Source organism: Leucobacter luti, assembly GCF_050310065.1.
In the GTDB taxonomy this organism is placed as follows: domain Bacteria; phylum Actinomycetota; class Actinomycetes; order Actinomycetales; family Microbacteriaceae; genus Leucobacter; species Leucobacter luti_B.
Genome location: NZ_CP190007.1, coordinates 722,042 through 742,634, shown reverse-complemented (window position 1 = coordinate 742,634; position 20,593 = coordinate 722,042). Strand labels below are relative to the sequence as shown.

Genomic DNA, 20,593 nt, shown 5'->3' with positions numbered 1-20,593 from the left:
GATCAGCCCTTCTTTCTGGTAATGAGTTGGGATAGGAGAAGCACAGCGACTGAGGCGACAAGGATCAGCGTCGAGAGCGCGTTGATCTCGGGGGTAAGCCCGACACGGAGTGAGCCCCAGATATAGAGCGGAAGGGTGGTTGATCCGGGCCCCGCCGTAAAGAAAGACATGATGAAGTTGTCCATCGAAACGATGAAACTCAGCATTCCTCCGGAGACGATCGCCGGAACGAGCATAGGAAGCGTGATCCGGCGGAATATCTGGCGCTCGTTCGCGCCAAGGTCGGCTGCTGCTTCGAACTGGCTCCAGTCGGCCTCCGAGAGTCGCGAGCGAATCGTCATCAGGGCGAACGGCAGGCCCACGACCGCATGCCCGACGATCATCGCCGGGATCCCGAGCGGAACCTTCACAAACGCGAAGAGGCTCAGGATCGCGATTGCCAGCACGATCTCGGGCAGGATGAGCGGCGCCGAGAGCAATCCGCTAACCACGGCCGAATTCCTCCGTTTCATGCTCACGAGGCCCACGGCTGCGAGCACGGCGATGATGAGGACGAGCACAGTGGACCACACGGCGATCACGAGCGAGTTCACAAACGCTTGGCGGATCTGCTCTGACTGGAACACTTTGGCGAACCACTCGACGCTGAATCCGTCCCAGATCATCACGATGTTGTTCGAGTTGAACGAGTAACCGATGATCACCGCGAGTGGAAGGTACAGGAACAACAGGAGGGCAACACCGACCGCGGCAAAACCGGGGAAGGCGTTCAGTGCCTTGAACGCACGCGTTTTCATAGCAGGCTCGCTTTCTCCCCTTGCGCAGACAGTCGCTTCGCGGCGAGTGCGAAGCCCATCAGTGCGAGGAGGGTGAGTGCCAGAAGGGCAACAGAGATCGCTGCTCCAAACGGCCAGTTCATGGATTCCTTGAATTGACGCTGGATCACCGTGCCGATGAGATCCAGCTTTGCTCCGCCGAGCAGCATGGGCTGAATGAACGCCCCGAGCGCCGGAACGAACACCAGCAGGCTTCCGGCCAGAATCCCAGACCGGAGGCCAGGAAGCAGCACCCGTGTGACGACTCGCCAACGGGTTGCGCCAAGGTCGTACGCAGCCTCGGCCAGGCTGAAATCAAACTTTGCCGCGCTCGTATAGATCGGAAGGATCATGAACGGCACGAACACGTACACGAGTCCGATAGTGGTCGCGAACGGGCTGGGGAAGAGCGGCAGCGGCTGCGCACCGAGTGCCTTGATCCCGGAGTTAATAAGTCCCTGATCGTTCAAAAGAATCATCCAGGCATACGTGCGAATCAGGGTGTTAGTCCAAAACGGAATCGTGACGGCAAGCACGAGCAAGTTCCGCACGCGGGGAGCGCGCGTGGCGATCCACACCGCAGTCGGCACCGCGATCAGGATCGCCAGGATCGTGGTGAGCCCTGCCATCCACACGGATCGCCAGAGGATCTCGAGATATTGCGGGTTGAAGCTCTTGTTGCCGCTGAAGTCCTCCTCGAACACGAGCTTTTGCCAGCTGTCGACGCTGAACGGACCGGCAACCCCAACGCCGCCTGGCGCCTTACTCATGAACGAGTAGATGACGACGAGAATCACCGGGATCGCGACAAACACGACGCCCAGGACGATGCCTGGCGTCGCGAGCCAGAATGAGCCGCTGCCTGGGCGCCGCCAGGTAGTCGCCTTGAACTTCTCAGCCGAGGCGACATCGATTGGAACCGTCAGGTGGTTGGGCGCACTCATGAGCCGACCACCCTCGCGGTGCCCGGCGTGATGCTGAGCTCGACGGTGTCCCCGATCTCGCTCGGCCCGTCGTAGTTCGCATCGACCCGCGCCCAGATTTCCTCCTCGGCGCCGACGCGAGCGCAGAGCCGAAGATCGGTCCCGACATATTGCGAAGCCACAATCTCACCTCGGACACCCCGACCGGGGGTCACGCGGATGTGCTCGGGACGGACACCAATCACGGCGGTCTCGCTGCTCGGCATTGCTGTGGCAAGATCGGGCGTCGAGATGACGATGCCACCCTCGGAGCGATACCCGCCCTGATCCTTGGTCGTTCGGAGAAAGTTCATCTCCCCAATGAATTCCGCCACAAAACGATTCGCTGGCGCGGAGTACAGTTCACGGGGCGCTCCGAGCTGCGCAATCTGCCCCTTATTGAACACGGCGATCCTGTCGCCCATGCTCATGGCCTCTTCCTGGTCATGGGTGACGAACACGAAGGTAATTCCGGACTCCATCTGGATGCGCTTCAGCTCGGTCTGCATCCCTCGGCGAAGTTTGAGATCGAGCGCGGAGAGTGGCTCGTCTAGGAGCAATACAGCCGGCTTCTTCGCCAGCGCCCGGGCAAGTGCGACACGCTGCTGCTGACCTCCCGAGAGCTGCGAGGGCTTCCGACTACCGAAATCGGTGAGGCCGACGAGAGCGAGCATCTCGTCTACGCGCGAGATAACCTCGGCCGACTTCGCCGACTTCCCTTCCATCTCGAGGCCGAATGCGACGTTCTGTCGAACCGTCAAGTGCGGGAAGAGCGCGTATGCCTGGAACACCGTATTGACCTGCCTGCGGTACGGGGGCAACCGATCGATACGGGATCCACCGAGCCAGATCTCGCCGCTCGTCGGCTGCTCCAGCCCCGCAATCGACCGAAGCAGCGTCGTCTTTCCACAGCCGGACGGGCCGAGCATGACAAAAAACTCGCCGGGGACGATTTCGAGATCGATCCCGTCAAGGGCGGTAAAGCTCGTGCCCTCAGGGGTGGTGAATTCCTTCGTGAGGTTTCGAATTGAGAGCGTCGCATCGTCGCTGGAGCTCATTGTTGACCTTTCTTTGAGAGGGTGGTCGAAGAGTCGCACTCTTCACTGGTGTGGAAAGTCGGTGCAATACGCCACACCGGCCTAGCAGTCTCAAACTGACGGGCAAGCGAGAGCAGTAACCCTTCCTTGCCCGGCGGAGCAATGAGTTGAAGACCGACGGGAAGATTCCCGGAAGTAAAGCCGCATGGAAGGCTTAGCGCTGCGAAACCGGTCAGCGAGATGCGCCATGACGCTCTCATCCAGTCGAGATAGTCGGCCTGCTCCACCCCATTGATTGACTTTGGCCAGACGTCCCGAGCGGGGAAGGGAAGCGCCATGGTGACCGGGGCCGCGAGCACATCGATGTCTTGGAAGAGCTGAACGAGGCGGTAGTACACGCGCGTCCGGTCGGCTCTAGCGGAGAAGTAGTGATCGATGCCGAGCCCGAGCCCGTACTCCGTATTGACCACGAGTTCGGGACTGAACTCGCTTCGATGCTCGCTGAGCAGGTCTCCGAAGTTGTTCGCGTAGCCCAGGCCGCGCAACACTCGGAAGGCCTCGTCTGCGCCTGACATGTCTGGTTCGCACCCGGTGACAGCGTGCCCCAATTGCTCAAACGTTCGGCGGCCGTCTCGATCCAAGACCTCAGAAATCTCGGGCTCGATCTCGAGCCCCCCCAAGGTGTCGCTCCAGCCAATCCGCAGGGGGCCGCTCAGTTGTTTCACCGCAGGGGGGTACGGCTGCTGGATCGAGATTGGGCAACGCGGATCCTCACCCGCAAGCACGGAGAGAAGCAAAGACGTGTCGTCGACAGTCCTTGCCATGGGCCCATTCGTTGGCAAGGTCTCCCATGCGTTCGCCATCGGCCAGTTCGGCACGCGGCCAGCAGACGGACGGAGTCCTACAACATTGCAGAGCGCGGCGGGGTTCCTGAGTGAACCTCCCATGTCAGATCCGTCTGCCACTGAAACCAGACCGGCCGCAAGCGCCGCCGCCGCACCCCCACTCGATCCACCTGCGCTGAGATCAAGTCGGTATGGGTTCGCGGTTGTCCCGAACACCTTGTTGTAGGTGTGAGATCCGGTCCCAAACTCAGGCGTGTTGGTCTTCCCGTAGACGACGGCGCCCGCGGCCCTCATGCGTTCGACGACGAGGGTGTCCCGATCCGGTACGTAGTCCGCGTGCAGAAGTGAGCCGAAGGTAGTGCGCATACCAGCGGTCTCCTCGAGATCTTTGATCGCCACGGGCAGACCCTCGAGTGGCCGCTGTTGCAGCCCTCTGGACCTGCGCCGATCAGAGTCCGCCGCAGCTTGTTCGGCAGTGTCGAAGTCAGTCGTGACGACCGCATTGACACTCGGGTTTCGTCGCTCGAACAGCACCCGAGTTTCTTGCAGCAGCTCGCGTGCAGAGAGCTCGCCCCTCTGCATCGCCGCGAGCTGATCAACCGCGGGCCAGCGGCAAACGTCAGTGTCCAAATCGGTCACCCACTCCTCCTCGAATGAGCCAGAAACTACTATTTTTAAAGCGCCTGTGTCGCTTTATGCATTGATTCTCAGCCGTTATGTCTGATTTGTCAACGACATCTTTCTTGGGCGACTACTCTGGTGCAAGCACGGACGATATGCTCCGACGCAGATGTGTCAACGAAAGGGATGCGCGATGCACGAACCGCTGGATGAGCTGGATCGCCAGATCACAGCGGCTCTGCTGCGAAACGGGCGAGCCTCCTGGCGGCAGATTGCAAAGTCCATCGGCAGCCAAGAACGAACTGTGGCACGCCGGGGATCACGGCTGCTCACCGAAGACCTGGTGCGAGTGAGGGCCCTCTCCCAGCCGACGCTCGTCAACCGGGGAGACGGTTACTTCGCGAGAATCTCTTGCCCGCCTGATGCGCTGAAGGAGGTCGCGAGTTGGCTCGCCGAGCGGCCAGAAACCCTCTGGGTAAGCTCCCTGCTCGGCGAAAGCCAGATTGTCTCCGAGTGCTTTCTACGTCACGACTCGCGCGGAGCATTCATCGAGGAAGAGCTTGCGAAACTTCCGGTGACGCAGTGCTCGTTTACCCTACTCGGTGCGCACCACCGCACGGTGCGGGGCTGGCATGCGAACATCCTCTCGGACGAACAGCTCAACTCTCTCGGCCGAGATGAGAGCGCGGCACTCGCCTCTGGGAACCGAGCTCAGGATTCACCTGAGTTCACACCTGATGAGATTGACCTGGAGATCATTGCGGAGCTCAGCAAAGACGGACGCAAGAGTATCGAGTCAATCGCCAGCAAAGTTGGGATCGCCAAGCCCACGGTGCGAAAGCGGATCTCCCAGCTTCAGGAGACCGACTACCTCAGCATCCGGGCAGTCGTAGATCCCGTGCTCTTGGGGTTCCCTCTTGAGACGCTCGTCAGCGTTTTGGCACCGCCCTCGCAGCTGACCGCTATCGGCGAGCTCCTCGCCGCTGACTGGCGCACTCGCTGGGCGGCAACGCTCCCTTCGAGTTCCGGAGTTGAGGCCCTGGTCACCCTGCGCTCTCGGTTCGAACTCGCCGAATTCCTGAGCGAGATTGATACTCGGATCGGGGACGACCGGTCTGCAATTCGCGCGTCACCGATTCTGACCCATTACAAGAGAAGCGATGTCGTCCTTCCGCCGGAGTAGCTGCTGGCGTTGGTGCAATTCGGCGTCTTTTGGATTGCGACGCCATCACCGAACGACCCTTACTACTTTTTCTTCAGCGCCTTGACGACCATCTGCGCGAGGATGATCGCGAGCAGGATCGAGAAGGTCACGTTCGACCAGAACGGCGCGATGTGCGTCGCGACGATTGACCCGAGCGGGGAGAACACGCTGGCGGCGATCCCGAGCGTCGCGGCGGCACGCAGGTCGACGTTGCGCCGGCGCATGTTGCCGATCGTGCCCGAGATCGAGCCGGGGATCAGCATGATGAGCGAGGTACCCTTGGCGATGAGGTCGCTCGCACCGAAGAAGAACATGAGCACCGGCACGACGACGATACCGCCGCCCACCCCCAGAAGGCCGGACAGTACCCCTGTTGCGAGGCCCGTGACGATGAGCAACCCGATCACGAGCGGCGACATGTCAATCGAGGCGTCTCGCTGAGGAACCACGAACCAGAGGCTCACGATGACCGCCAGCAAGAAGGTCATGAAGAGCCACCGCAAGAACGCCGTCGGCACCCGTGACAGCAGCCAGCTGCCGATCTGCGCGCCGACCACGACGCCGATCGCGAGCGCGAGCGCCGCGATCCAGTCGACGTTGCCCTGCACCGCGTAGCCAATGCCGCCCACGACCGCGGCGGGGAGGATCGCCGCGACCGAGGTGCCTGCCGCGAGGCGCTGCTCGAACTTCAAGAACAAGACCATCATCGGCACGAGGACGACGCCTCCGCCGATGCCGAAGAGGCCCGACAGCATGCCCGTGAGGGCGCCGAGGACCATCAGGATGATGAGATTGGGGCGGGGTGCTTCTGGCATGGTTTCGCTTTTCTGGACGTTCTTTGGGGGCTTGCTCGGGATCCGGATCGCCCGGGCCTTGGGCTGTCGCCGCGGCACGGGCCCCCGGTCAGCCGTCGCCCGGCACGACGATCGCGGAGCCGTCGGATCGCGGGTCGCTCGCGGCGTCGACAAGCCGCGTGCCGCCGAGCGCGGCGCCGTCCGCGGACTCCCGGATCCGGATGAGATTCGAGCGGCCGAGATCCTCAGCGTACGGCGGCACGATATCGAGCGCGAATCCCGCGCGCTCGATGGCGTCGAGCGCCTCGCGGGGAACGTCGCTTTCGGCGGTCACGGTGGGCACGGCGCCCGCGACCTTTTGCTCACGGACCATCCAGCGCGGCGCGTGCGTCGCCTCGCTCGGCGAGGCGCCGGCGACGCTCCGCAGCAGCAATTGCGTGTGGATCTGCGGCTGGGCGGCTCCACCCATCGTTGCGGGCACCCAGGCGAGCTCGTTTCCGCGCAGGATCAGGACCGGCATGAGGGTGTGTCGGGGCCGCTTGCCCGGCGCGAATGCGTTCGGCGACGCCGGATCGAGCGAGAACGAGGTGCCGCGGTTCTGGAAGATGATCCCGGTCTCGGGCTCGAGGATGTGCGCCCCGAAACCCCAGTACACACTGTTGATGAGCGAGACGGCCCAGCCGTCGGCGCTCATCGCGGCGAAGCCGACGGTGTCGCCCGACGCCTTCGCCGCGGCGGCGGGATCGCCTCCCGGCACGGGCATGTCGACGAGCTCCTCGCCGCTCGCCCCGCCCATGCGCGGATCCGCGAGGAAGGCGGCGCGCACCGCGTTCGCGTCGCGGAACGCCGCGGCGAGCTCGCCCGCGCCCGCGCCCAGCGGGTCCTCGATGCCCGCCGCGACCGCGTTGAGGGCGCGCAGCAGCATGAAGCCCGAGGTGTTCGGGGGCCCGGTCAGCACGCGGAACCCGGCGAACTCCCCCGCGAGCGGCTCCGCCCAGTACGCGCTGTAGTCGATCGCGTCCTGCTTCGTGATCTTCGAGCCGAGCGCAGCGAGGCCGGCGATCCAGCGCTCCGCGGTCTCACCCTCGTAGAATTCGGCGGATCCGCCGGCCGCGAGCCGCTTCATCGTCTCGGCGAGCGCGGGCTGCCGCAGCGTCTCGCCCTCGGCAACGGGCCTGCCACCCGGATAGAAGACGTCACGGGCGCCGGGATCCCGCTCCAGACTCTCGCGGTCCTCGACGAGCGCGGCCGCGACCGATCGCGAGTTCGGGAACCCCTGCTCGGCGTGCCGAATCGCGGCCTCGAAGTGGGCTGACCACGGCCGCGTCGCGCCGTACTCGTGCAGCGAGTTCCAGCCGCAGATCCCGCCCGGCACGGTCACGGTGTCGATCCCGCGCAGGGGAAGCGTCTCGCCGTGCCGCTCACGCAGCGCCTCGAGCGACTGGCCGGCGGGCGCCGCGCCGGTTGCGTTGAGGAACCGAACCTCGCCCTCGGGGTTGCGCACGAGCGCGACGAGGTCGCCGCCGAGCGCAACGTTGTTCGGGTACACGACGCACAGCGTCGCGGCCGCGGCGAGCGCCGCGTCGACCGCGTTGCCGCCCGCCTCGAGCACGGCCGCCCCGGCCTCGGTCGCGAGGTGGTGGGAGGTCGAGATCGCGCCGCGGGCGCCTGAGATGGTGGTCATCGTGAGCGATCCTCCGAGAGTTCCTGATCCTGCGCCGCGCGCGCGATCTGCTGGCTGATGTCGAGCACGTGGGCCTTGGCCTCCTGCTCCGCAAGCTCAGCGTCCCCCGCGGCGATCGCCTCGTAGATGCGGCGGTGTGCCGCGCTCGAAGCTGTGCGCCGCTCACGGGTCTGATAGCGATTCGCCCTGCTCGGCGCGATCTGCTGCGCGATCTGCTCATTGATGAGCTCGAGCAGGGGGTTGTGGGCGTACTGCGCGATCGCCTGGTGGAAGGCGCGGTCGAGTTCCGCGTACCGCTCCTTCGTCACGTCGACCTCCATGGCCTCGACCAGCTCGCGCAGCTGGGCAAGGTCACGGGCGGTCGCCCGCGTGGCGGTGATCCCGGCGATCGGCGGTTCGATGATCGCGCGCAGCTCCATGATGTCCCACACCTCGGAGTGCGCGGCCCGCACCGCATCCGACACGTCGATCGCGATCCCGGACCGCTGCCCCGGGCCAAGCACGACCGTGCCGCGCCCCGGCTTGCGGTCGATGAGTCCGCGGTTCTCGAGCTCCCGCAACGCCTCACGGATCGAGACCCGAGAAACCCCGAGGTGCTCGGCGAGCTCGCGCTCGGGCGGCAGCCGGTCCCCCGGGGCAAGCTCACCATCGAGGATCAGGCGTTCCAGGTCGACAGATAGGCGATCAGGCAGCGACAGCCGCTCGTTCGCGGTCAGCGTGTCCCACACTCCCTGCTGCACGGCAACCACGCGGCTCCTCCCGTTTGGAACTGAAAAACTTCTGGTCTGACCAAGATACCTGATTCAGGGACAACGGGTGATGTATTCGTCAGTTCCGCGGAAAACACGAACGGACCCGGGATTCCTCCCGGGTCCGTTCGACAGTTCAGTGCGCCGCCACCTACTGCGGCTGCAGCCCGAGATCCTCCAGGCCGATCGCGAAGCGGTACTCGTAGCCCTCGCCCTCGATGCGGGCCTTCGCCGGCGCCTGGCGGTCAACGACCACGGCGACGGCCGCGATCTCCGCGCCGACCTTCTTGAGCGCCTCGATCGCCTGCAGGGGCGAGCCGCCGGTCGTGGACGTGTCCTCGACGACGACCACACGCTTGCCCTCGAGATCCGGACCCTCCACCTGGCGGCCGCGGCCGTGATCCTTCGGTTCCTTGCGCACCACGAACGAGTCGTACACCTTACCCCGCGCGACGCCCTGGTGCATGATCGCCGACGCGATCGGGTCGGCGCCCATCGTCAGCCCGCCCACGGCGACGACCCCGTCGATGTCGTCGATCAGGTCGAGCATGACCTGGCCGATGAGCGGGGCCGCGCGGTGGTCGAGGCTCAGCTTCCGCAGGTCGATGTAGTAGGTCGCCTTCTTGCCGCTCGTGAGCGTGAAGTCGCCGTGGAACACGGCCTCGGACTTGATGAGCTCGATGAGCTGTTCGCGTGCGCTGGTCATGGGTTCGATTCTATCTGCGCCTGGTCTGGGGCCGGATCGAGATCCGAGGCCGGATCTGGATCCGGATCCGGATCCGGGGCCGACCGTGCGCCCGCCCCATCCCGGCCCGGCGCTCACTCCGTAATCTGCGCTCGCTCCCACGGAATCGCGGCAATTCTTGCGAACGAGCGCAGATCGCGGAGCGAGCGCAGCGGCCAGCGGCATTCGCGGCGCAGCCGGGTTCGGGGACGGATCCGGATCCGGATCCGGGGCCGACCCGGCGCACGCCCGCTCCCGGCCCCGCGCTCGCTCAGTAATCTGCGCTCGTTCCCATGGAACCGCGATATTTCTTGCGAACGAGCGCAGAACGCGGAGCGAGCGCAGCCCAGCCCAGCGCAGCGGCGCCCCCACGAAACGCAGCAACCCGCCCCCACCCGGCCGAAACCCTGCGGTTCGACCCGGGCGAGGGCGGATCGCTGTTCGTGCGCGGCCGGGACCCACCCCTACGCGGCCGCTCCTCCTCGGGAGTTGACGAGGCGACGAATGAACTACTTCATCACGCTCTCGAGGAAGTTCTTGGTGCGCTGGCGCTGCGGGTTGTCGAGCACCTCCTCGGGCGGGCCCGCCTCGACGACGACGCCGCCGTCCATGAAGACGACCTGATCAGCGACACTTCGCGCGAAGCCGATCTCGTGGGTGACCACGATCATCGTCATGCCCTCGCGGGCGAGCTCGCGCATCACGTCGAGCACGTCGCCGACGAGCTCCGGATCGAGCGCCGAGGTCGGCTCGTCGAACAGCATGAGCTTCGGATCCATCGCGAGCGCCCGCGCGATCGCCACGCGCTGCTGCTGGCCGCCCGACAGCTGCGCCGGGTAGTGGTTCGCGAAGTCGGAGAGGCCCACGCGGTCGAGCAGCTGCCGCGCCCGCTCGCGCGCCTTCGCCTTGCTCGTGCCGACGACGCCGACGGGCGCCTCGCTCACATTTTCGAGCGCGGTCATGTGCGGGAACAGGTTGAAGCGCTGGAACACCATGCCGATGTCGCGCCGCTGCTTCGCGATCTGCCGCGGCGTCATCTCGTGGTTCTTCGCGCCGGCCTGGCGGTAGCCGATGAGCTCGCCGTCGACGATGATCCGGCCGCCGTCGATCGTCTCGAGGTGGTTGACGCAGCGCAGGAGAGTCGACTTTCCGGATCCCGACGGGCCGAGGAGCACCGTCACCGAGCCCGCGGGCACCGCGAGCGACACGTCGCGAAGCACCTGATGCGCCCCGAAGCTCTTGCGCACGCGCCGGATCTCGACGAGCGCGGTGCCCGTCTCCGCGGGGTCCGCTGTCACGAGGGTTGATTCGGTCATGGCACGCTCACAATCTCGGTTGCGGGGGCCGGCTCGGGGCCGGGCTTCCTGCTGTTCATCGATGCCTTCAGGCGCTGGAACGGCGTCGGCGGCAGGTTACGGGAACTGCCGCGCCCGAAGCGGCGCTCGAGGTAGTACTGCGGGATCGAGAGCACGCTCGTCATGAAGAGGTACCAGATGCTGACCACGATCAGGAGTTCGACCTGCTTGAGGTTCGAGGACGAGATCACGGAGGCCTGCGTGTACAGCTCCATGACCGCGATGACCGAGAGCAGCGAGGTGTTCTTCAGCATCGAGATGAGCTCGTTGCCCATCGGCGGGATGATGACGCGCATCGCCTGCGGCAGCAGCACCCGGCGGAACGTGTAGAGCGGCGACATGCCGAGCGAGTAGGCGGCCTCACGCTGCCCCTCGTCGACCGACATCATGCCGGCGCGCACGATCTCCGAGGAGTAGGCGGCCTGGTTGAGCGTGAGCGCGAGCAGGCCCGCGATGAACGGAGTGACCAGGGTGTTCGTGTCCATCTGCCAGAACACGACGTCAGTGAAGGGCACGCCGAGGGTGATCTTCTCGAAGAGCAGCCCGAGGTAGCCCCACAGCACGATCTGCACGAGCACCGGGGTGCCGCGGAAGGCCCACACGTAGAACCACGCGACGCTCGAGAGCACCGGGTTCGAGGAGAGGCGCATCGCCGCGATCACGATCGACAGCACGGTCGAGACCACCATCGAGATCACGGTGATCACGATCGTGAGCCACACGCCCTCGAGGATCCGCGAGTCGAAGAGGAACTCCCCCACGGTCGCGAAGTCGAGGTTCGGGTTCGTCGCGATGACGTAGACGAATGCCGCGACGAGCGCGATCACGACGACCGCGCTGATCCAGCGCCAGGGGCGCCGCAGCGGGATCGACTCGACGTCGTCCTCTGTGGAGAGGGCGGGCATCGCCGCCCCCTCGATGGTCGGAGCGCTCACGGTCATTCCGCCTTGGATCCGGCGTTCACCTCGGCGGACTCGACCGCGTAGGCGCCGATCTTGTTGCGATCGAGCACCTCCTGGTAGGTGCCCTCGTCGATGAGCGCCTGCAGCGCCTGCTTCACGGCCTCGACGAGCTCCGTGTCGTCCTTCAGGATCCCGATCCCGCTGTAGACCGGGTTGAAGCCGGCCGGGTTCTCGGGGTCGCGCACGATCTCGAAGGCGTTGCCGTCGTCGGTCGTCGCGACGACGTACTCGGTGACGACCGCGTCGGCCGCGTAGGCCTGGCTCTTGCCTGCGCGCAGCGCGGTCTGGGCGTCGAGGTCGCTCGGGAGCTCCATGACGTTGATCCCGCAGTCCATGTCGCGCAGCAGGTCGCCCTGCACTGTCGCCTTCTGCACCGAGACGGTCTTGCCGCAGAGGTCCTTCTGCGTCGTGATCTTCTCGGGATTGCCCTTCTTCACCGCGATCGCGAATCCGCCGTGCGTGTAGTCGACGAAGCTCAGCGTCTTCTCACGCTCGGCGGTGTCGTTCATGCCGCTCATGATCATGTCGTTCTTGCCGGCCTGCAGCGAGGGGATCACGGAGTCGAACGCCTGCTTGTTGAGCGAGACGTCGATCCCGAGCTTCTGCCCGATCAGGCGGCCGAGCTCCGGGTCGAAGCCGATCTCGCGGTTCTGGTCGTCGTACATCGCCATGGGCGGGTAGGGGATGTCGACCGCGATGTCGATCTTGCCCTTGTCGACGATGTCCTCAGGGAGGAGCTTCGTGAGCTCGGGATCGGCTTTCGTGCTGATCTCCTCGCCCGTCGGCACGTTGGGGCCGGACTTCGAGGCCGAGCCACCCCCGTCGCCGGATCCGCCCGAGCAGGCGGTGAGGGTGAGCGCGGCGGCGGCCGCGATCGCGAGCAGGGTGAGCGGAGTCTTCTTCATGGGGTTCCTTCGTCGTTGGAGGGGTGAAGCGGGGTGGGTCTGGAGGGGCGCGGCCGGATCCGGATCCGGATCCCACCGCGCCCCGTCGGCGCGGTTACGCCTCGAGCGCGGGGGCGTGCAGCCTGAGCAGGTCGTCGTACGTCTCGCGGCGTGCGACGAGGCGGGCCTCGCCGTCCTGCGCGAAGACGATCGCGGGCCGGAGCGCGCCGTTGTAGTTGTTCGTCATCGTGTAGGAGTAGGCGCCCGTGGTCGCCATCGCGACGAGGTCGCCGATGCGGGCCGCCGGGAAGCCTGCGCCGTCGACGAGCAGGTCGCCCGACTCGCACTGGCGCCCGACGAGCTGGACGCTCTCGGTCCACGGCTCGAGCATGCGGTTCGCCACAACCGCCTCGTAGCGCTGATCCGTGAGCGCGATATCGAGCTGATCCGCCATTCCGCCGTCGACCGCGACGAAGGCGCGGCCCGTGTGCTTGACGCTCAGCACGCGGTAGAGGGAGATCCCTGCGCGGGCGATCACGGAGCGGCCCGGCTCGATCATGAGGCGCGCGCCCTCGGGGAGATGCTGGCGGGCCGCGGCGACGATCGCGTCGAGGTAGGCCTCGACGCTCGGGGCGACCTCGTCGTATGTGTACTTGACGCCGAGGCCGCCGCCGACGTCGTAGGTCTCAAACTCGCCCGAGGTGGAGAGGTTCGCGACCGCCTCGGCGAACTGCCTGGTGTTGAGGATCTGCGAGCCGATGTGGATGTGCACGCCCTCGAACTCCATGAGGGGGTGCGCCTGCATGCGCTCGATCGCGCGCTTCGCCTGGTCCATGGGGAGCCCGAACTTCGACTTGTCGCCGCCCGTCGCCTGCGAGGCGTGGGTCTCGGCGTCGACGCCGGGGATCACGCGGAGGAGCAGCTTCTGGGGGCGCTCGAGCAGGCGCTCGAGGCGGTCAAGCTCGTCCTCGTTGTCGACGATGATGGTGCCGACGCCAGCGTCGAGCGCGATCTTCAGCTCGTCGTCCGACTTGGCGTTGCCGTGGAAGTGCAGGCGCTCGGGGGCGACGCCCGCGGCGAGCGCGAGCTTGATCTCGCCGCCGCCGGCCACGTCGACGGAGAGGCCCTCCTCCTGGGCGATCCGGTACATGCCGACCACGGGGAACGACTTCGAGGCGTAGAGCACCTCGGAGTTCGGCCAGCGCTCGCGGAGGCCGTCAACGAAGCGGCGGATCTGACGGCGGAGGCCCTTCTCGTCGATGATCTGGAGCGGGGTGCCGTACTGTTCGGCGAGCGCGTCGACGGGGACGCCGCCGATCGTGAGCACGCCGCGCTCGTCGCAGCCCGACTCCTCGGGAAGGATGTCCCACAGTTCCTCGAGCCTGGTGCCCTCGGCGGCGGGACGGGTTGCCTCTGCGGTCATGTCTTCTCACTCTCCGTTCGCATCGTTGCTTGACCACCATACGTTTCGATCGGCCCTCATTTTTTGTGGTAATCGCATATATTTAAGGGATGAATGACGCGGTTTCTCCAATTCAGGATCCGGGCGGGATCTCGCTCGGCGAGCTCGTCTCCGGTCTCGGCCCGCACACCGCGAGCCTGCTCGGGGCGGCCGCGGGATCGGGCGCCGTACTTGGCGCCGAGTTCTACGAGGCGCTCGAGGATCTGCCCGAGGATCCGCAGCTGCTTCTGCTCGCGCCGTCCGCCGGCGGCCTCATCGCCGAGCACCCGGAGCAGGTGACGGCGCTCGCGGAGCGCGCGGCCGCCTGCGGCGCCACCGCGATCGCCCTCAAGTGCCGCGACGACGACGTGCCCACGCTCGCCGCCATCGCCGAGACGAGCGGGGTGCCGTTCGTGCGCGTCGGCGAGCAGACGAGCTGGCGCCTCTTCGATGCGCTGCTCGCGCAGGCGCTCGGCGAGCAGCGCCACTCGGAGGACGCGCACCGCGACCGCGGCGCCGAGCCGCTCTTCGCGCTCGCGAACGAGCTCGCGGGCTTCTTCGGCGGATCCGTCGCGATCGAGGACCTGGGCCGCCGCGTCATCGCCTACTCCTCGGTTCCCGGCCAGCTCATCGACCGGCTGCGCACCCAAGGCATCCTCACGCGGCAGGTGCCAGACTCCCCGTTCAACGACGACCAGTACCGCACGGTGCTGCGCTCCGAGCGGCCCATCAAATACCCCCAACTCGAGGACGAGGAGCCGCGCGTCGCGTTCGCCATCAGGGCGGGCGCGCTTCCCCTCGGCACGATCTGGGCCATCGACGCGTCCGGGGATCCGGAGCTGACTGCCGAGCAGGAGGAGCGGATCCGCGCGGCCGCGACGGTCGCCGCCGCGCACCTGCTCGAGCAGCTGCGCTCCGGGGACGCGACCCAGGCGCCCCGCGTGGCCCGGCTGCGCACGCTGCTCGACGGCTCCGAGGTCGCGGGCTCCGAGCTGGCCGAGCTCGGGATCTCCGAGGAGCGCGGTGCCGCGCTCCTCGTGTTCGCGCCGTCGGACGACCGGCCCACCACCCTCGCGCAGCTGCGCACGACCGTGCAGCGCCAGCTCGCGCTGCACCACCCCGAGACGGTGACGGCGGCGCGCAGGGGCCGCGTCTACGCCCTCGTGGCGCGCGATCCGGGAGCGGCGGCTGCCGGGCTGATCGCCCCGCTCATCCCGCTGATCGACCGCCTGATCGGGCCCGGAACCAGGGTCGCCCTGCCCGGCGTCGCGCACCGCTCCGGCGAAGTCGCGCCGCTCAGGCAGCTCGCCGACCGCATGCTCGACGCCGCCGACGCGAACCCGCGGCTCGTGCGGGAGTCGATCCTCACGGTCGAGGCGCTCCGGCCGCTGCTCGTGCTCTCCCGCGTCGCCGGCGTGTTCGCCGCGGAGCCCGAGCTCTGCTCGCCCGCTCTCGCGCTGCTCGCCGAGCGCGATCCCGGCTACGCCGACACCCTGGTCGCCTGGTGCGCGTGCTTCGGCAACGTGGCGCGCACGGCGCGTGAGCTCGGCGTGCACGAGAACACGGTGCGCTACCGGATCAGGCAGGTGGAGGAGCAGTATGGAGTGAGGCTCGCCGAGCCCGACGAGCTGCTGACCGTCTGGCTGCAGCTGCGGGCCGCAGGCTCGGCCGGGAAGGGGGACGCGCGATGACCGACGAGGAACTGGAGGGGCTTGAGGAGCTGGAGGGGCTTGCCGGGCTCTTCGGATCCGGACCCGTGGCCGTGCTCACCGGGGCCGGTATCAGCACGGACTCGGGGATCCCGGACTACCGCGGTGCCGGATCCCCGCCCCGCACGCCCATGCGCATCGACCAGTTCATGACCGACCCCGCGTATCGCACCCGGTTCTGGGCGGGCGCCCGCTTGGGCGCGGACGCCGCGCGCGGGATCCGCCCGAACGCCGGGCACCTCGCGCTCGCCCGACTCGAGGCCGGCGGGCTGATCGACGGCGTGATCACGCAGAACGTCGACGGGCTGCACGAGCGCGCCGGCACCTCGCGGCTCGTCGAGCTCCACGGGCGCGGTGGCACGATCCGCTGCGTCGACTGCGGCACGCGCTTCACCCGGGAGGAGGTGCTGCGCTGGTTCGACGCCGGAAACCCGGGCTACGCCGAGCGCAACGCCGGCGCCCGGATCGCGCCGGACGGCGACGCCGAGGTCGGCTCGCTCGACGGGGTCACGATCCCGCGCTGCCCCGTGTGCGGCGGGATCCTGCGCCCCGACGTCGTCTACTTCGGGGAGACGGTGCCCGCGCCGGTGTTCGCGGCGGCCGAGTCGCTCGTCGCCTCGGCGGGCGCGCTGCTGCTCGCCGGGACGTCGCTCGCGGTCAACACGGGCGTGCGGCTGCTGCACCGGGCCCGCGCGCGCGGGATCCCGATCGCGGTCATCAACCGCGGGCCGACGGCGGCCGACGCCTCCGCCGACCTGCGCCTCGAGGCGGGCACGAGCGAGGCGCTCGCGGCGCTCGCCGACCGCCTGCTGTCGGGCCGCCCGGCTCGCCCAGGGGCTTGAGTCGACCCAAAGTGTCGCATTCTGCACTCCAGGGCTCAGTTTGGGTCAACTCCACCGGAGGCCCGTGCCGCCCGGGGCTTGAGTTGACCCAAAGTGACGCATTCTGCGCTCCAGGGCTCAGTTTGGGTCAACTCAACCGGGGGCGCTGGTCACCCGGGGGCTTGAGTTGACCCAAAGTGACGCATTCTGCACTCCAGCGGATACTTTGGGTCAACTCCACCGGGGGCGCCGGCCCCGCCACCTCCGCTGCCGGGCCAGTCCGGGCCGCCCGGGCCGCCCAGAGGCTTGAGTTGACCCAAAGTGACGCATTCTGCGCTCCAGGGGATAGTTTGGGTCAACTCAAGCTCGGCTAAGGCCCGGCCGGCGGGCCGGAGCGGGCCGCCGGCGCTGCGCTCAGCCGAGGTGGCCCGTCAGGGCCATCGCGCCGAGGGTAGTGGCGGCGGTCAGCACCGAGAGGATGCCGCCGAGGAGCAGCGGCCGCAGCCCGGCCGACCGGATCGCCGAGAGGTTCGTCGACAGGCCAATCCCGGCGAGCGCCATCGCCACGAGGAACACGCTCACGCGCGTGATGCCGTCGGCGACGGGGCCCGGGATCAGGCCGAGCGAGGTCAGGCACGCGACCAGGAGAAACCCGACAAGGAACCACGGCACGAGCTTCAGGATCCGGCGCGGCGTCATGCGCCCGCCGTCGCCCGAGCGCCGCCCCTCCATGACCGCGAGCGAGACGGTGATCGGGATGATCATGAGCGTGCGCACGAGCTTCACCACGACCGCGAAGCCGAGCGCCGACGCACTGAAGACGCTCGCCGCGGCGACCACCGAGCTCGTGTCGTTCACGGCGGTGCCCGCGAACAGGCCGAAGGAGTGCGGCGTCATCCCGAGCGCGTGCCCGATCGCAGGGAAGGCGAGCACCGCGAGCACGTTGAAGAGGAACACCGTCGAGATCGCGTAGGAAATGTCCGAACTCTTCGCCCTGATCACGGGCGAAACCGCGGCGATCGCCGAGGCCCCGCAGATGCCGGTGCCCACGCCGATGAGCGTGCGGATGTCGCGCTCGATCCCCAGCATCCGGCCCAGGATCCACGCCGCGAACAGGCACACCGCGAGACTCGAGAGCATCACGGGCAGCGACTCGGCGCCGACCTCGACGATGCTCCTGAGCGACAGCTGCGCCCCGAGCAGCACGACCGCGCACTGCAGTAGGAACTTGCCCGAATACCCGATCCCGGGCACAATCCGCCCGGCGGGTCTGCGCACGGCCGCGATCGCGACGCCGATCACGACGGCCGGGATCGCCGAGCCCAGAATCGGCAGGAACGAGCCGATCCAGGTCGCGACGCCCGCGATCGCGGCGCACACGAGCACGCCGGGCAACACCTCGATCCCGCGTGCCGTGAGTCGTGCCGGGAGGGTCGGGAGCGGGGTCAACTGCATACGAGCAAGTCTGCTCGGGATCGGGGCCCCGCGGTACCCGACGCGCGCTTGCAGGCCCCAACCAGCGCTTGTACCCTGACGGGATGAGCACCCCGCGCGACACCCCGCACCAACCCCCGGCAGCCACCTCGACCCCCGCACCCCCAATGGCCAACGCGACCCCCACGCTCGCCGAGCTGCGCTGCTTCGAGGCGGCCGTCCGCACGCGCGCGCTCTCGGCAGCGGCGCGCGAGCTCGGGGTCTCGATGCAGGCCGTGTCGGCGCGGATGCAGGGGCTCGAGCGTCAGCTCGGGTTCGAACTCCTGGTCAGGAGCCCGGGCGGCGTCTCCCCCACCCCCGACGGCGAGGCCGTGCTCGCGTGGGCGCGCGAGGTGCTCGCGGCCGTCGAGCGGCTCGACGAGGGCGTCGCGAGCCTCCGCGGCGACGCGCAGCGCCGGGAGCTTCGCGTCGGCGCGAGCCAGACCGTCGCGGCCCACCTGATCCCGCGCTGGCTCGTCGCGCTGCGCAGGCAGCAACTCGACGCGGGCCGCACGCCGGGCGAGATCGCCCTCCGCACCGCCAACAGCACCGAGATCGAGGCGATGCTGCGCGCGGGCGAGATCGACCTCGGGTTCGTCGAGTGCCCGGATCCTCCGCGCGGACTCGGCGCGGCCCGGATCGGCACCGACCGCATGGTCGCCGCCGTCGCCCCCGGCCACCCCTGGGCCGAGTTGGCGCACGTCACGCTCGCCGAGCTCGCCGCAGAACACCTGATCACCCGCGAGGAGGGCAGCGGCACCCGCGCGGCCTTCGAGGCAGCCGTGCGGGACCTCTGCGGCACCGAGCCGGCCGAGCCCGCCGTCTCGCTCGCGACCGAGGCCGCCGTGCGCTCGGTCGTCGCATCCGGCGCCGGCGCGGCCGTGCTCAGCGAACTCGCCGTCGCCGACGACGTAAGACTCGGCAGGCTGCGCGCGATCCCGATCAGCCCGGATCCGCTGACCAGGCCCTTCACCGCGATCTGGCGGGGATCCCGCCGCGACCTCACGGGCGCGCGCCGGGAGCTCGTCGCCCTCGCGGCGCGCGAGAGCGGCTGATCCAGCGGCCAGATCCGGCCGCAGGCTACGCCCGGCGCCTACTCCCCGCGCGCGATCCGCGTCATCTCGTCGCGCGGCACGACCTTGATCCGCGTGCGGCCCTCCGCGGCTCCGAGCCCCAGCTCGTGCTCGTCGAGCCGGTGCCAGCCGTCGATCGTCGTGTAGGGCACCTCGCGCGCGTGCAGCATGGCCGGGATCGCCTCAGCCTGCGGCACCTCGGGCTGCCACCACGAGTCGCGGTCCTCCAGCAGGCACTCGAGCGTCTCCATCGCGTCGGACTTCGTGTGCCCGATCAGGCCGATCGGTCCGCGCTTGATCCAGCCCGTCGCGTAGACGCCCGGGATCCGCTCGCCCGCGAGATCCTGCACGCGGCCCTGCTCGTTCGGGATCACGCCGCGCTGCTCGTCGAACGGGATCTCGTCGAGCGGCGAACCGAAGTACCCAATCGCGCGGTACAGCGACTGCATCGGGATGACCTCGAACTCGCCCGTGTCGATGACGCCGCCGTTGCCGTCGGGCGCGGTGCGCTCGATCTTGAGGCCGGCGACGCGGCCGTCCTCGACGACCACCTCGACGGGCTTCGACCAGAAGTGCATGTGCAGGCGGCGGGAGGCCCGCTCGCCGTTCGCCTCGCGCTCGCGCTGATCCTGGCGCCACTTGTCCATGATGCGCGTCATCACGAGGACCTGCTTGTTCTTCGAGAGCACCTCGTCGGCGTAGGCGTCCTCGCGGTCGAAGTCGCGCTCGTCGATCACCATGTCGACGTCGCGCACCTCGCCGAGTTCGCGCAGCTCGAGCGGCGTGAACTTCACATACTTGGGGCCGCGGCGGCCGAAGAGGTGGAGCTCCTCGATCGGGTTCGCCTTGAGACCCTCGTAGACGTTCGTCGGGATCTCGGTCGGGAGCAGGTCGTCCGCGTGCTTGATGAGCATGCGCGAGATATCGAGGGCGACGTTGCCGTTGCCGATCACGCCGACCTCGCGGGCCTCGAGCGGCCAGGTGCGCGGCACGTCGGGGTGGCCGTCGAACCAGCTCACGAACTCCGCGGCGCCGTAGGATCCGGCCGCATCGATGCCGGGCACGTCGAGTCCGGCATCACGGATCGCGCCCGTGGAGAAGATGACGGCGTGGTAGTGCTTCTTGAGGTCGGCGAGCGTGATGTCCTCGCCGTAGCGCACGTTGCCGAAGTAGCGGATGATCCCGCTGTCGAGCACGTCACGCAGCGCGTTGATGATGCCCTTGATCCGCGGGTGATCGGGAGAAACGCCGTAGCGCACGAGGCCGTAGGGTGCGGGAAGCTGCTCGAACAGGTCGATCTCGACCTCGAAGTCGCGCTCCGCCTTGCTCAGCAGATCCGCCGCATAGATGCCTGCCGGGCCTGCTCCAACGATCGCCAGCCGCATGGTGCTCGTGCTCATCGCGTGTCTCTTCCCTTTCCTCCCCCGCGCCGAACGGCAC

The 20,593-nt window shown here is 67.8% G+C and carries 18 protein-coding genes; 4 read left to right on the top strand and 14 right to left on the bottom strand.

Features of this window, described 5'->3' with window-relative positions; translation table 11 throughout:
* Positions 1 to 2 precede the first annotated feature (2 nt).
* From ACOPJ3_RS03310 to ACOPJ3_RS03295, 4 genes are read right to left on the bottom strand one after another with little or no spacing between them, the layout of a single operon-like run.
* Positions 3 to 797: an ABC transporter permease gene (locus ACOPJ3_RS03310; protein ID WP_427870408.1), complete on the bottom strand. Its 795-nt coding sequence runs from the start codon at positions 795 to 797 to the stop codon at positions 3 to 5.
* A complete protein-coding gene (locus ACOPJ3_RS03305; RefSeq protein WP_427870407.1) occupies positions 794 to 1,759 on the bottom strand; it encodes an ABC transporter permease in 966 nt (321 codons plus the stop codon). Before ACOPJ3_RS03305 ends, ACOPJ3_RS03310 begins: the two co-directional genes overlap by 4 nt.
* Positions 1,756 to 2,835, bottom strand: coding sequence for an ABC transporter ATP-binding protein (locus ACOPJ3_RS03300; protein WP_427870406.1), 1,080 nt, complete (start codon positions 2,833 to 2,835; stop codon positions 1,756 to 1,758). Before ACOPJ3_RS03300 ends, ACOPJ3_RS03305 begins: the two co-directional genes overlap by 4 nt.
* Positions 2,832 to 4,298: an amidase gene (locus ACOPJ3_RS03295; RefSeq protein WP_427870405.1), complete on the bottom strand. Its 1,467-nt coding sequence runs from the start codon at positions 4,296 to 4,298 to the stop codon at positions 2,832 to 2,834. The genes ACOPJ3_RS03300 and ACOPJ3_RS03295 overlap by 4 nt, the downstream gene beginning before the upstream one ends.
* Positions 4,299 to 4,473: 175 nt before the next feature.
* On the opposite strand from ACOPJ3_RS03295, the gene ACOPJ3_RS03290 reads away from it, so the two are divergent.
* A complete protein-coding gene (locus tag ACOPJ3_RS03290) occupies positions 4,474 to 5,463 on the top strand; it encodes an Lrp/AsnC family transcriptional regulator (RefSeq protein WP_427870404.1) in 990 nt (329 codons plus the stop codon).
* A gap of 62 nt (positions 5,464 to 5,525) precedes the next feature.
* On the opposite strand, the gene ACOPJ3_RS03285 is transcribed toward ACOPJ3_RS03290, so the two are convergent.
* The 8 genes from ACOPJ3_RS03285 to lysA form a co-directional block, all read right to left on the bottom strand.
* The gene (locus ACOPJ3_RS03285) at positions 5,526 to 6,299 is read right to left on the bottom strand and encodes a sulfite exporter TauE/SafE family protein (protein ID WP_427870403.1); all 774 of its coding nucleotides are present in this window, start codon (positions 6,297 to 6,299) and stop codon (positions 5,526 to 5,528) included.
* Positions 6,300 to 6,387: 88 nt separating this feature from the next.
* Positions 6,388 to 7,962 carry a gamma-glutamyltransferase family protein gene (locus tag ACOPJ3_RS03280; protein WP_427870402.1) on the bottom strand — a complete coding sequence of 525 codons (1,575 nt, stop codon included), beginning with the start codon at positions 7,960 to 7,962 and terminating at the stop codon, positions 6,388 to 6,390.
* Positions 7,959 to 8,711: a FadR/GntR family transcriptional regulator gene (locus ACOPJ3_RS03275; protein WP_427870401.1), complete on the bottom strand. Its 753-nt coding sequence runs from the start codon at positions 8,709 to 8,711 to the stop codon at positions 7,959 to 7,961. Before ACOPJ3_RS03275 ends, ACOPJ3_RS03280 begins: the two co-directional genes overlap by 4 nt.
* Before the next feature lie 151 nt (positions 8,712 to 8,862).
* Complete coding sequence (gene pyrE, locus ACOPJ3_RS03270) at positions 8,863 to 9,417, bottom strand: orotate phosphoribosyltransferase (protein ID WP_427870400.1); 555 nt, start codon at positions 9,415 to 9,417, stop codon at positions 8,863 to 8,865.
* Between the two features lie 527 nt (positions 9,418 to 9,944).
* Complete coding sequence (locus ACOPJ3_RS03265; RefSeq protein ID WP_427870399.1) at positions 9,945 to 10,751, bottom strand: amino acid ABC transporter ATP-binding protein; 807 nt, start codon at positions 10,749 to 10,751, stop codon at positions 9,945 to 9,947.
* Positions 10,748 to 11,731, bottom strand: coding sequence for an amino acid ABC transporter permease (locus ACOPJ3_RS03260; RefSeq protein WP_427870398.1), 984 nt, complete (start codon positions 11,729 to 11,731; stop codon positions 10,748 to 10,750). Before ACOPJ3_RS03260 ends, ACOPJ3_RS03265 begins: the two co-directional genes overlap by 4 nt.
* Positions 11,728 to 12,657 carry an ABC transporter substrate-binding protein gene (locus tag ACOPJ3_RS03255; RefSeq protein WP_427870397.1) on the bottom strand — a complete coding sequence of 310 codons (930 nt, stop codon included), beginning with the start codon at positions 12,655 to 12,657 and terminating at the stop codon, positions 11,728 to 11,730. The genes ACOPJ3_RS03260 and ACOPJ3_RS03255 overlap by 4 nt, the downstream gene beginning before the upstream one ends.
* A gap of 94 nt (positions 12,658 to 12,751) precedes the next feature.
* The gene (gene lysA / locus ACOPJ3_RS03250; protein WP_427870396.1) at positions 12,752 to 14,059 is read right to left on the bottom strand and encodes a diaminopimelate decarboxylase; all 1,308 of its coding nucleotides are present in this window, start codon (positions 14,057 to 14,059) and stop codon (positions 12,752 to 12,754) included.
* Positions 14,060 to 14,148: 89 nt separating this feature from the next.
* Between lysA and ACOPJ3_RS03245 the strand changes: the two genes are divergently transcribed.
* Positions 14,149 to 15,768 (top strand): PucR family transcriptional regulator, encoded by a 1,620-nt coding sequence (locus ACOPJ3_RS03245; RefSeq protein ID WP_427870395.1) that lies wholly within the window; start codon positions 14,149 to 14,151, stop codon positions 15,766 to 15,768.
* A complete protein-coding gene (locus ACOPJ3_RS03240; protein WP_427870394.1) occupies positions 15,765 to 16,628 on the top strand; it encodes a Sir2 family NAD-dependent protein deacetylase in 864 nt (287 codons plus the stop codon). Before ACOPJ3_RS03245 ends, ACOPJ3_RS03240 begins: the two co-directional genes overlap by 4 nt.
* 393 nt (positions 16,629 to 17,021) lie before the next feature.
* On the opposite strand, the gene ACOPJ3_RS03235 is transcribed toward ACOPJ3_RS03240, so the two are convergent.
* Positions 17,022 to 18,062, bottom strand: a complete 1,041-nt coding sequence (locus ACOPJ3_RS03235; RefSeq protein ID WP_427870393.1) for a YeiH family protein — start codon at positions 18,060 to 18,062, stop codon at positions 17,022 to 17,024.
* Between the two features lie 83 nt (positions 18,063 to 18,145).
* Here ACOPJ3_RS03235 and ACOPJ3_RS03230 point away from each other — a divergent pair, with 83 nt between their 5' ends.
* A complete protein-coding gene (locus ACOPJ3_RS03230) occupies positions 18,146 to 19,135 on the top strand; it encodes a LysR family transcriptional regulator (RefSeq protein WP_427870392.1) in 990 nt (329 codons plus the stop codon).
* 38 nt (positions 19,136 to 19,173) lie between these two features.
* Here the strand turns inward: ACOPJ3_RS03230 and ACOPJ3_RS03225 are convergent, their stop codons facing one another.
* Positions 19,174 to 20,553, bottom strand: a complete 1,380-nt coding sequence (locus ACOPJ3_RS03225; protein ID WP_427870391.1) for a pyridine nucleotide-disulfide oxidoreductase — start codon at positions 20,551 to 20,553, stop codon at positions 19,174 to 19,176.
* Between the last annotated feature and the right edge of the window lie 40 nt (positions 20,554 to 20,593).